The sequence below is a fragment of the Spirosoma sp. 48-14 genome (genome assembly GCF_001898575.1).
Classification (GTDB): Bacteria; Bacteroidota; Bacteroidia; order Cytophagales; family Spirosomataceae; genus Spirosoma.
The window spans coordinates 421,556-434,092 of the sequence record NZ_MKUD01000001.1; the positions used below are offsets into that span (position 1 = coordinate 421,556).

Consider the following 12,537-nt stretch of genomic DNA (forward strand, 5'->3'; position numbering starts at 1 on the left):
TGTACTGATTAGCAAGAAAAGCAGATATACTCGTTAAGAAGCGAATCGGACGAACCTACCCATAAGGCGGCCAAGCTTAGCCAATCAATAGGCTGTCATTTTTTGAAATGCTTATCCATAAAACGTAGATACTGCGCCCAATCGTAGCCCGTTACATCGTGGCCACCCGTTCGAATATGGTAGCCAATTTGGCCCTGCACAGACTGATTCAGAGGAGGTCGTTGTGTAGTTGGTAACCCATCTGTCCCCAGAAACTGATAGACCGAACTGGCAGCTTTAGCACTTTCGAATTCCCCTTCAGGATCGGAGTTTTTGTCCTGTTCAGCACTGGCAATATAAACGGGCCGGGGTGCCATCAGCGAAATCACCAGATGCTGGTCAAACGGCAACAGCGTGTCCTGGTCCATGTAATTTCGGAAATTAGCCGCAAACCAATGCGGGAAAACAGTACACAACCGCCGTATGTTTTCGCCCACTCCCCGGTGAAATAGCTTGGCGCCACCCGCACCCGATTCATTGCTGATGACCATGGCAAACCGCTCATCGGTAGCGCCCGCCCACAAAGCCGCTTTGCCCAACCGCGACCAGCCAAAGACAGCCACTCGTTTGGCATCGATCGCCTTATCGGTTTGCAGATAATCCATAATCCGGCTCAGTCCCCACGCCCAGGCCGCCACCGTTCCGAAGTTGTCGCCCCGATTTTGCAAGTCAGGATATAAGGGATGAACGCCCGTCGAAAATTTCCTCGTCGCTTCATCAGAAGCTATATCTTCGCGGTAAGCCGTCACCAACGCGTATCCCCGACTCAGAATGCTATCTACGGGCCATTGGCGGGCATTGAGTCCACGACAGGCATCAGTCGATTGGTGGTTGACAACACAGGAGACATCGATGTATGGATTCCCACGGTTCGACTCCATCCAGCTTGTTGAGATCCGAATGGCGGGATCGGCCTGAATGGTACTATTTCCCCAAAAGTTAAGCCCTACAATAGCGGGTACGGGACCTTTTACGCCGTTCGGGATATACAGGAGTACGTCCATTCTTGGGCCATCGGGCTTGCCATTGAACCACACAGCCACCTGCTTACGCGTCGCTTTACCGCCCAACGCCTTCGGGGCGGAATCGAATACTTCAAACCGCATCTGGGCAGGTTTCGACGGCGACTGGCCGTAAAGCTGACTGGCAAACAACGCTAGCAGTTCGGGCCGTCGCTGGGTCCGCCATTGTGTTACAGACGTCACCCGACGGCCATTTTTCAGAACTAGCGGATCAGGTAATGAATGAGGCTGCGCCTGTAGCACCTGGGGGAAGTATATGAACAGGATTAAGAACCAGACAAGGATTTTGTTTACCATTTAGGTGGTTGCGGTTTTCTGTTCCAATGCTTTCCGAACAGCCGGAGCCACTTTCGTTCCGAATAATTCGATAGCATGGAGTGTTTTGGCATGAGGTGTATTGTGCCCGCTGATCATCTGCGCCAGGTAGCGGGTATTGCCGAACAATTCATGGAAGTAGAGTATCTTGTCGATGATCTGTTGCGGGCTACCCACCATCAATGGACCATATTGACGCATTTGCTCAAAGTGCATCCGGCTAATCGGTGACCAACCCCGCTCACGCCCTACCCGATTCATCAGCAGTTCGTAAGGTGGAAAAAATTCATCGGCAGCCTGTTGCGAATTATCGGCGGCATAAAACTGTGAGTTAATACCCAATGGCAACTGGCTCATATCGTGACCAGCCCGTTCGGCAGCCTGACGATACAGATTCACAAACGGCACAAATCGATCGGGCGTACCACCCAGAATAGCCAGCATCATGGGCAGGTTCATCGTTCCGGCTCTGGCTGCCGAAGCAGGCGTTCCACCTACTGCCAGCCAGATTGGCAATTTTTCCTGATAAGGTCGTGGATACACGCCCCGATGCGGAATACTCGCCCGAAGCTTACCCGTCCAGTCGACAACTTCGTGTTCGTTGATGTTGACCAGCAGATCCAGCTTTTCGGTAAACAGTTCGTCGTAGTCTTTGAGGTCGTATCCAAACAGCGGAAACGATTCAATGAACGACCCGCGACCTGCCATAATCTCGGCCCGGCCGCTGGAAATCAGGTCCAGCGACGCAAAATTTTGAAATGTTCTGACTGGATCAGCTGAACTTAGCACAGTTACCGAACTGGACAGCCGTATATTTTTGGTGATGGCAGCTGCAGCCGCCAGAATCACCTCGGGAGCCGAAATAATAAAATCGGGCCGGTGGTGCTCGCCCAGCGCAAACACATCCAGCCCGACTTCATCGGCCAATTTTATTTCGTCAAGAATCTCCTGCATGCGCTTGTGCGCATTGATCGCTCTACCCGATACACCATCCGGTACGATTTCGCCAAAACTGCTGATGCCTAATTCCATGATTGCTTTTGCTGATATGCTGTATCAATCACTTTACCTATCCCTACAGTTCCTCATGCCGAACAAATCGACAGGCTAGCGACCCATCCAGCCCCCATCAACGGTCAAAAGGGTTCCGTGTACATAAGCCCCTGCCTCGGAGGCTAGAAAGACGACCGGGCCTTTAAAATCGGATGGATCGCCCCAGCGCCCCGCCGGAATCCGGTCGAGAATGGATTTTGACCGATCGGGATCGGCTCGTAAGGCAGCGGTATTGTTGGTAGCAATATAGCCGGGTGAAATGCCGTTGACATTTACCCCTTTCGAAGCCCATTCGTTCGAAAACGCCTTTACCAGACCCGCCACCGCACTTTTACTGGCCGTGTAGCCCGGAACCGTAATACCTCCCTGAAAACTGAGCAGTGAGCAGGTGAATATGATTTTACCGGCTCCTTTCGCAATCATGTCTTTCCCAAATTCGCGGGCCAGTATAAACTGCGCGTCCAGATTCACTGCGATTACTTTGTCCCACCAGTCATCCGGGTGTTCGGCTACGGGTTTGCGTAGAATCATCCCGGCATTATTAACCAGAATATCGACCGTGTGATCTGTCTTTACTGACTGAATGAACTGATATAATCCTTCGCGATTCGACAAATCCACTTTGTAGCCACTGAACTGACGCCCCAGCCCGACAACCGCTTTCTGCGTATCGCTGAGGTCGCCCGTATTGGCGGTACTGATAATATCGGCCCCTGCTTCGGCCAGGGCAATAGCCATAGCCTGTCCTAATCCGGTATCGCTTCCGGTAACCAGAGCCGTTTTTCCGGCCAGATTAAACTGTTCTAAAACACGCATCGAGAATTAACCAGAGATTTTTGATTAGAATCACTAGAGAAGAATAGTCGCTCGGGCTAACAGCATACCCTTAAAAACTGTTTTTTTGTAACAGATTCCCAGTTAACAACCTGAAAAAATATGCCCTTATTTGTCATTGTACGACACGGTCAGTCGCAATGGAATGCGGAAAATCGATTTACGGGGAATACAGATACCCCCCTGACGGATCTCGGACGACACGAAGCCCATGAGGCCGGTAGACTTCTGAAGTCCCATCAGCCACCTGATTTCAGTATCGGTTTCACCTCGGTGCTCCAGCGAGCCATAGAGACCATGTCGATCATTCTGGACGAAATTGGCCAGGCCGATTTGCCCATCGAACGAAGTGCCGCCCTGAACGAACGGATGTATGGCGATTTGCAGGGGATGAACAAAACCGAAGCCGAAGAGCGATTTGGAGCCGATCAGGTATTCTGCTGGCGACGTAGCTATACCGCACGCCCTCCGCATGGCGAAACGCTGGAAGAAACACGAACGCGTGTTGTGGCCTATTTTCGATCAACGATTTTACCTCATCTGAAAGCGAACGAATCCGTTTTAGTAGTTGCCCACGGCAACAGCCTGCGCGCGCTACTGATGGAGCTGGAACACATTAGCCCCGAAGACATTGAAAAGGTGGAACTAGCCACGGGCGTACCGCGTCAGTACCACTACGACATCGAAACCGGCGAATTTCAGCTGCTGCCTAAGTAAGGGTGCGCAATTTCCTCTTTCAGCAAAGTAGGCAGGCACCCTCATAGCCTTTTCGGACAGTAGTCGACTAGCACCCGCTAACCTGCGTGAGCCAGGACGATTATTATCTTTACTCCTCGCAAAATCTACGTGTTACGTGCCTGAGTAACTATGATCCGCCCGCTTACTACGTACCTACTTGTCCTGTTCAATCTGCTCCTTTTATGCGCCTGTCATCGTCAGGCGGCCCGTGTACAGCCCTCAAGGATGTTTGTTGGTTTACCCATTACGGTAGCCCCATCGACGGCATCTGCTTCGAATGGCTCATTATCTTTAGACAATAAGGCTACGGAAGGTAGCCCTCTGCCCGCCGAGATCGTTGCCAATAATACCCATCTGCCAACAACTACCCGAACCCTTACAAAACGGGTTTTGCGGATGCAGAAGCTGCTACTAACTAGCAAACGGCAAGCTCCTGCCGTTTCATCAATAGGCGCAGAACATGTTTCTTATCTTGAACAATCAAGCTCCCATCGCCAAAGGCCAGCTTTCAACCCAAACGGGCTGGGCCTGACAGGTTTAGGTAAACTCATGATGCTTGGCGGACTAGTTATGATTATACTTGGGTTTAAGGCTAACAGTGGATTTTTTATGATAGTAGGCCTACTAACCCTTTGCGCTGGTGGACTATTAAATGTGATCGGCTTCGTTACAGGTCGGTAGCGGTTTGACAATCGTTACCAGTAAGGGCCAGGACAGCTGACACGTTTATGCTTACAGCATCTCCGTGTTTAGCTTACTTTATTTTACCGCAATCACTTCAATTTCAATCAGCACATCGTCGCGAACGGTTTGCGACACCCCTTTTTGTTCAATCAATTTGGGCGGTTGTGTAAAATAAGTAGCCTGAACAGCCTGAACCGACTGGGCATTGGCAGCACTTACCTGCACCGATCCGGTTGCCTCTTTCACCGAGTAGGTGATCTGCGTGATGTCTTTCAGGGTCATATCTACCGTCGCCAACGCCGTTTTTATATTCTCAAACACCTGCCGAGTCTGTTCGGTCAGATTACCAGCGCCCACCAGATCGCCAACATCATTGAATGGCCGTTGTCCACAGACATACACGATTTTTCCGGGAATGCCCGGCTCAACTTTATACAGATAGCCTGTAGGCATCTTAGGCAGTACAGGCGTCTGTGCCTGACTGCAAGAAGCCAGAGCAAGCCATAGGAATATATTACGGATATAATTCATTGCTGTAGTTGAATAAAGAGATTTATTATGAGCGGGTTGGCGCCAGAGTTTATGGCAATTTATATACTCGTTCGGAGGGCAGTGCTGGCCTGGTCGTCTTCTCCATTTGTATACCCGTTGCCAGGTGTAGAGTCGGGGTCCGATTGATCCGCCGAAAAAATCTGTGCTCTGTTGGTAAAGGCACCTGTAGCCGTTACCTGAACCACGAACGTCACACTTGTCGACTGGCCAACGGGTATCTGACCAATCGTTCCACTGACTACCGATCCGTTGGCCGTCATACCCGAGGTCGAACTTACGAACTGCAACCCAGTCGGTAGAGTATTGTTTAGTACAACATTCGTTGCAGCTAAGCCACCCTGATTTTGTACCGTAAGCGTTATGCTGAACGTTTGCCCTACAGCAATTACCTGACTACTAAGCTGCATACGTAAGCTCAGATCCGCTTTAGCTGGATTGGTCGCCGGTTGATTTGACTGAACGGGCGGCAAAGCGCCCTGATTCGGGTTAGGTGATACATAAAGCGCCGAAGACGCATTTTTTGTTCGTAAATCCACCTGGGCTTCGTCGGGTTCTCCATTACCGGTACCATTATTTGGATTAGCGCCTACCAGTGGGTTGATAGAAGCCGATAAGTCGGCAGCCGACAGATAAGTCCCTTCGGCGGTAAGACGGGCTATGTACCGCCGGGTCAAAAACGCACCAGACGCAAGTCCTCCAACCGACCCGTTCACGACACTATTAGCCGCACTCAGATTATCTGTCGACGACACAAAACTCACGTTAGGCGGCAGGCGATTTTGTATCGCAAACGAGCCGACATCGCAACTGCCATTATTTTGTACCGAAAGCCAGAAACTGACTGTGTCATTGACAGCCACTACACGCCGGGAGGTTTGCATGGAAAGCCGTAAACTTGCGGCTGCCAGGCCAATCGTCTGCGACAATGGGTTCGATAAACAACCGTATACCGGATTTTTAGCCTGTACGCTATAGGTGCCAGGTGACGTCACGACAATTGAGGCCGATGTAACGCCTGTACTCCATTGATTAGGTCCGGCATACGATGAAGTCAGGCGCAATCCAGTACTGGTACAGATCGATAGCGTTCCGGTATTGGTCGTGATGGTGGGTGTAGCAGGCCGCACATTGGCCGGGACTACTACAGCAGGAGGAAAATAGACTTTGTTTTGGGCCGTAAGCAACCGGGCCGAATAGGTACCGGCTCCAACCGTAAGGCTGTTTGAACTACTCCCTGTGCTCCAGATATACTGATAGCCATTGGGTTGCGTCAGTGTAAGTTGATTGGATGTGGCACAGGCAATACTGGTTATAGGCTCCGTTTCGGCTGAATACGGTGAAATAGCAGACAAATAGGTATCACTAATGGCCGTAGCCCAGGCGTCTCCTACCTTTGTCTGTCCAGATGGCGAAAAGTGGATTCCATCAGGTCGGTCGGCCGATGAATTGACATTATCCAGATCAGGGCCCTGATAGGCCATATTCCCCGGCTTGTTAATAATCTGAAACTGAGCAGATCGAACATTGTCGAAGCGGGCACCAACAAACGACGACAGCGCTACAATACAAGCCAGATTGGGTTTACCAAACTCGGTACGAATCTTGTCGATCACCCTTTGATAATACTTTGCCGTAGAATCCGTAGGATTGTCGCGGTCGTTTTCGCCGTGTTGAATCAAAAAAGCCCGAATGCCTGTACTCGGTACATAGAGGTTCATCAGGTTCCGAAAATTGGCGTAGGGCATGCGTAAGTCGTAGCGTACAAAGGAATGTTGAAATGGAATGTTGTAGGCAGCCCAGTAAGTTTGCTGCATATTGGTTCCGCCAAATCCGGCATTGTACATAAGCACAGGGACATTAAGTCGCTGTACCAGCGCATCGCCCATACGTCCCCAGAACCAGGGTACACTGGCGAAGGGAGAAAACCCACTGTTCAGTTGTAATTGGCTGAACACCATACCGGGTAGATAACGCGTATCGGCCGTGTTCAGATATTGCTGCTGATACACTGTCCCATTGTTATCGACTGGCACTACCGTTACCCGATCGTCATTCGCTCCGCCAAGTGTAGGGCACATATTAACCCCATTCACGGTACAACCCGACCCCTGTGCGTTGGAATGCCCCATGATCGCAAATACTTCCCCCACCCCGAAACGGTCTATGGAATCTGTAGCCACGACTACGCCACCACTCAACCCCCGAACATAAACGCTATACCATCCACCCCGCACCGTAAGTGTTCCGTTGAACTGACCATTCGTTGGATTGCTCTGGAGGGTTGTCCAGGCGGTCGTGGTCCCTTGTCCTGACGTGCGCGCAACAACCCGAGCCTCAATCGCATCAAGAGCCTGGGTGTAGCTGCCGGCAATTTGTACCGAAGCCTGATTGGCATTGTTACGCTGTACTACTAACCGGCTAACCGGAAAGGTAATTTTGATCTGTGCAACTGACTGAAATGCACCAAAAAACAAGAATACAAGGGTTACATAAACCGCCTTATCCGCCCGCCCCACCATAATGTGAACTCAAGTAAACTTTTATAAACTATATATCTCCTATTAGAATTATTTAGTGCAAAAATTATAGATATATTTTAAAAAATAAGCTGTAATAGTACAAAATATTTGCTATTAAATGATAAATATCTCATTAATAACTAGTTATCCCTATATGTATATATAATTAGTATAGAATTAATACACATACCTTTCAATCAATATTAAGTTAATAAAATTAAGAATATACATACTAATACATAAATTAGGTTAAATCTTCAATCTTTCATCCATTTCCCCAGGCTGTCCGCTCGCTGATTAAGAGTAAGCCATATAAAAAAAGGGGCAACAATGCCCCTTTTCAACCTGCTTTCCAGACAAATTTATCGGATTATCAATAAGCCAGATAAAGACTTAGCCTGCTGGTGTTATCGTAATAAGAATCGATTTTGAGGTTGGCGTATTACTTTTCTCCGCTGTTGAATCGATTGGTATCAGAACATTTGTTTCGGGAAAATAGGCGGCTGTACAGCCACGCGGAATATTGTAAGGCACTACTATAAACCGGTGGGCCGTCCGTGTTCTGCCATTAAAATGACTATGTAAATCCACAATCTGCTTTTCGTGCAGGCCCAGATTAGTCATGTCATTAGCATTCATAAACACAACCCGCCGTTCGTTATGGATACCCCGATACCGATCATCATAGCCATAAATGGTTGTATTGAACTGGTCGTGGCTACGAATGGTCATGAGTATCAGTTCGCCGGGTTGTAGCTCATGATGCATAGGTGTATTGATGGTGAAATGTGCTTTTCCATCGGGCGTTTTGAATTCCCGGACCCGTGGGCCGTTCGGAAGGTAAAATCCCCCTGCCTGACGCACTTTCGTATTATACTGGTCAAAACCTGGCACAACCTTTTCGATCAGATCACGGATAAGGTCATAGTTGCCAACCAGTGCATCCCAATTAATACTGGGTCGAACCATCGAATCGCCCGATGCACGCGGATTGTTGCTCAGCGTTGCTTTTGCCAGTTCGGCAATGATCGCCACCTCACTTTTCAATGTCGACACTACCGGATCGACCACACCATGCGACTGAGCTACCACGCCGGTTGTACTTTCACAACTGACAAATTGCTCACCGGATGCCTGCCTGTCGCGATCTGTACGACCCAGACAGGGCAGAATCAGCGCGGTTTCGCCATGAATAAGATGGCTCCGGTTCAGCTTGGTCGATACATGAACGGTCAGTTTGCATTTTTTTAAGGCTTCAGCCGTATAATCCGTGTCGGATACGGCCATGGAAAAATTACCACCCAACGCAAAAAACACCTTGGCTTTCCCTTCATGCATTGCCTGAACGGCCTTCACTACGTCGTAGCCGTGTTCGCGAGGTGGTGCAAAGTTGAACGTGTTTTTGAGTGCATCCAGAAACTCAGGTTTGGGTTTTTCCCAGATACCCATCGTCCGGTCGCCCTGTACATTACTATGCCCACGAATTGGGCTCGCTCCTCCCCCCTCGATCCCAATACTTCCTTTCAGCAGGAGCAGGTTGATGACTTCGTTGATCGTTTGTACAGAATTGCGGTGCTGCGTCAGGCCCATTGCCCAGCAAATAATGAGCTTGCGTGTATGCTTGAACAGGTCGACGGCCTCCTGAATCTGGGCGATTGTTAGCCCACACTGAGCCGCTAAATCCGATAACTCAAACTGATCCAGACCCTTCACAAAGTCTTCGTAACCTGCTGTGTATGTCTCAATGAACGACTTATCCAGAACCTTACCAGGCTGCCCCCCCGCTGCGCTTTTCTTCTCCTCTTCTAGCAGAATTTTACACATCGCTTTCAGTAGGGCCATATCGGAATTAATGCGCACCTGTAGGAATAAATCCGCCATTTTTTCGCCCCCGAGCAGTACATCCCGTGGGCTCTGTGGGTTTCGAAAACCCAGTAACCCGGCTTCGTGCAACGGATTGACCGCAATAATTTTGGCTCCATTTCGCTTGGCCTGCTCCAGCGGGGTTAGCATCCGTGGTGCATTTGTTCCGGGATTCTGGCCCATGATCATGATCACATCGGCCTTTTCATAATCTTCATATGTCACCGATGCTTTCCCTAATCCAATAGACTCTGCCAGTGCCACACTGGTCGACTCGTGGCACATATTAGAGCAGTCGGGCAGGTTGTTGGTGCCATACATCCGCACGAAAAGCTGGTACAGAAAAGCGGCTTCATTACTGGTTCGGCCCGATGTATAGAATACCGCTTCGTTGGGCGACTCCAGCGCGTTGAGCTGATCCGCAATCAGTCTGAAGGCATCCTCCCAGCCAATGGCTTCGTAGTGCTGCGCTCCCGGCCGTAAAATCATAGGTTGAGTCAGGCGTCCCTGCTGGCTCAGCCACAAATCGGTTTTCTGCAGTAAGTCCGCTATGGTATACCGCTGAAACAATACGGGCGAAGCCGTATGTTTATTCATGACTTCCTCGGCTACCGCTTTAGCCCCACTTTCGCAATATTCAGCAATCGGAGATCGGTGACCATCGGGGTCAGGCCAGGCACAGGACGGACAATCGAAGCCATTTTTCTGATTCATGTTGACGAGCGCTTTCCAGCCCCGCGCCAGATCGGCCCCCTCAAAAACGTGTTTGAATGACTGAATAACAGCCGGTATGCCAGCCGCTTCGTCGTAAGGCTTCGTGACATCAAGCTGGCCGGTAAGTTCTTCGGGGGGCGTATTGGGATTCATAAATCAGCTCAGAAAGAGTGGTAAGCGTTTAGGGTTAATAAAGTAATCAGGAAGCAACCAGACCAATAGCTATGGAATGCTTCTTGGCATCGGCGCTGTGTGCAAAATAACAATAGGGAATTTCCAATGCCTCAATTCGTTTTAATATCGCTTCGGTTTTAGGTTTATTTTTTGCCTGTACCTGACGAATGTACACACAACGAACCTGATGGGGAAAATGCTCAGCCACCGACGCGTAAATCGTTGGATCTTCCTGAGTATCGTCGCCCAGCAGCACAAACTGTTGATGCGGATACATTTCCAGAATCCGTACAATCCGCATAAATTTCGTCATGTGCTTGCCCTGTCCCGTTTTCCATACCTCAGCCAGTTGCTTGAGCGGACTCAACAGGTACACACCACTGGGCAACCCATTTTTTTTCGAAAAATCGATAATATAATCGTACAGATTCCACTCGCTACTCGACACGTAGAAAAATGCATTCGTTGCTCCAGGACCGCTGTTAGCTTGAGCCAGTAATTTATAATGGGCTACTACCCCTTCGAAGGGCGCTCGGGTATGGGCGTTCTTGGTAATGAGCACCTTCAGACGCTTCAGCAAATTGGCTGAGTGCGATATCAGGAAGGTATCATCAATATCCGAGATACAGCCAAATGGGGTCGAGTCAGGAACTAGTACCTGACCCTCTCCTTCGATAGAGGTATCGCCGATTAGCAGCTTTACGTCAACTTTGTGCCAACCCGATGCAATGGATTTATCCAATGGTATATCGACCCGAAAATACCCATCTGTGTCAGACTGTGTCTGAACCAAATGCCCATCGAAGGCGACCTCAAGAGTAACTTTCGGATAGGGTCGAACCAGAAACAGTCGAATCAGGCCAAACAAGTTGACCAAAAGACTGTTGCGATACTGGACACGGGGCAGCGCACCACGCTTTAGCGCACTTCCGTGAATGGTTAATCGCTGTGCATTGCCAAAACTACGGTAAACCTTCACCATAGGCTGGTCCGTTAAGCGTAACCACGATAAAATATGACCTTTCAGCTTACCCTTAAGGTTTAAATTTTGTTTAGGTATAAATTGAACTTGCGTGACTTCCATAGCGCATCCATCAGCACATCCCATCTATAACTCATAATTTACGAAGAAGTTGACTTTTTTATTCATAATTAATCCCGTTTCGGGTGGTCATGACAAGTCTGACTGGGAACAGCGCATCGATACGTTCTTTGCCGACCAGCCTTATACCGTTCACCGCTGCTATCTCGATGGCAAGACCGATTCAGAAACCATTCAGAAACAGCTTAGCCAATGCAAGCCCGATCGGGTAGTGGCTGTTGGTGGTGATGGAACCATTAAACTCGTAGCTGAACAACTGATCAGCAATCCCATACCGTTGGGCATCCTGCCGGGGGGGTCGGCGAACGGTATGGCTCGCGAGCTGGGTATACCAACCGACCTACAGAAAAGTCTGGAGTTATTGGTCGATGGGAAGCCCAAACCCATCGATGTCATCTCGATCAATGACGACGACATTTGTTTACACCTGAGCGATATTGGCCTAAATGCGCACATCGTAAAATATTACGAACAGAACAATCTGCGTGGCAAACTGGGCTATCTCCGTAGTGTGCTGAACGTGTTGCGTAAACATCGTCTACTCCGGCTGGAAATTAAGACCGACGACGAATGTGTACAGCGGGTTGCCTTTATGGTCGTGCTGGCCAACGCCCGTATGTACGGTACAGGAGCCGTCATAAATCCAGATGGAGACCCTTCTGACGGAAAATTTGAAGTTGTTATTTTCCGACGGTTATCGTTCGGCGAAATCCTGAAATTGTTCTGGCGATTCCAGCCCTTCGACCCGAAAAAGATTGAGATTTACCCGGCTACATCCGTCACCATCGAAACCCACAAACGTGCTTATTTTCAGATCGATGGCGAATACCGGGGTCGCATTACCAAACTCGCTGCCCAGATCAAACCCGCTGCTCTGTCGGTGATTTTACCGGACGACAAAAATTGAGTGATTGAGCGAATGAGTGAT

Annotated in this window: 10 protein-coding genes; 3 read left to right on the forward strand and 7 right to left on the reverse strand. The window is 49.5% G+C overall.

What is annotated here, in order from left to right:
- Window positions 1-95: 95 nt before the first annotated feature.
- From BGO59_RS01625 to BGO59_RS01635, 3 genes are all read right to left on the reverse strand, one after another.
- Window positions 96-1,358, reverse strand: a complete 1,263-nt coding sequence (locus tag BGO59_RS01625) for an acetylxylan esterase (RefSeq protein ID WP_293679504.1) — start codon at window positions 1,356-1,358, stop codon at window positions 96-98.
- Window positions 1,359-2,408 (reverse strand): Atu2307/SP_0267 family LLM class monooxygenase, encoded by a 1,050-nt coding sequence (locus BGO59_RS01630; protein WP_293679506.1) that lies wholly within the window; start codon window positions 2,406-2,408, stop codon window positions 1,359-1,361. It abuts the gene before it with no gap.
- A 75-nt stretch (window positions 2,409-2,483) separates the two neighbouring features.
- Window positions 2,484-3,245: an SDR family NAD(P)-dependent oxidoreductase gene (locus tag BGO59_RS01635; protein WP_293679509.1), complete on the reverse strand. Its 762-nt coding sequence runs from the start codon at window positions 3,243-3,245 to the stop codon at window positions 2,484-2,486.
- Between the two features lie 120 nt (window positions 3,246-3,365).
- On the opposite strand from BGO59_RS01635, the gene BGO59_RS01640 reads away from it, so the two are divergent.
- Both BGO59_RS01640 and BGO59_RS01645 read left to right on the forward strand, forming a co-directional pair.
- Window positions 3,366-3,980: a 2,3-bisphosphoglycerate-dependent phosphoglycerate mutase gene (locus BGO59_RS01640; protein ID WP_293679512.1), complete on the forward strand. Its 615-nt coding sequence runs from the start codon at window positions 3,366-3,368 to the stop codon at window positions 3,978-3,980.
- Between the two features lie 150 nt (window positions 3,981-4,130).
- On the forward strand, window positions 4,131-4,682 hold the full coding sequence (locus tag BGO59_RS01645) for a hypothetical protein (RefSeq protein ID WP_293679515.1): 552 nt from the start codon (window positions 4,131-4,133) through the stop codon (window positions 4,680-4,682).
- A gap of 78 nt (window positions 4,683-4,760) precedes the next feature.
- Here BGO59_RS01645 and BGO59_RS01650 read toward each other — a convergent pair whose 3' ends face one another.
- The 4 genes from BGO59_RS01650 to BGO59_RS01665 form a co-directional block, all read right to left on the reverse strand.
- Window positions 4,761-5,216: a RidA family protein gene (locus tag BGO59_RS01650; protein WP_293679517.1), complete on the reverse strand. Its 456-nt coding sequence runs from the start codon at window positions 5,214-5,216 to the stop codon at window positions 4,761-4,763.
- Between the two features lie 59 nt (window positions 5,217-5,275).
- Window positions 5,276-7,711: a sialate O-acetylesterase gene (locus BGO59_RS01655; protein ID WP_293679519.1), complete on the reverse strand. Its 2,436-nt coding sequence runs from the start codon at window positions 7,709-7,711 to the stop codon at window positions 5,276-5,278.
- Window positions 7,712-8,149: 438 nt separating this feature from the next.
- Entirely contained in the window at window positions 8,150-10,486 is a 2,337-nt protein-coding gene (locus tag BGO59_RS01660) for an FdhF/YdeP family oxidoreductase (protein WP_293679522.1), read from the reverse strand.
- A gap of 46 nt (window positions 10,487-10,532) precedes the next feature.
- Window positions 10,533-11,489: an App1 family protein gene (locus BGO59_RS01665; RefSeq protein ID WP_293679525.1), complete on the reverse strand. Its 957-nt coding sequence runs from the start codon at window positions 11,487-11,489 to the stop codon at window positions 10,533-10,535.
- Window positions 11,490-11,640: 151 nt separating this feature from the next.
- On the opposite strand from BGO59_RS01665, the gene BGO59_RS01670 reads away from it, so the two are divergent.
- Window positions 11,641-12,516 carry a diacylglycerol kinase family protein gene (locus BGO59_RS01670; protein WP_293679528.1) on the forward strand — a complete coding sequence of 292 codons (876 nt, stop codon included), beginning with the start codon at window positions 11,641-11,643 and terminating at the stop codon, window positions 12,514-12,516.
- The last annotated feature ends 21 nt before the right edge of the window (window positions 12,517-12,537 follow it).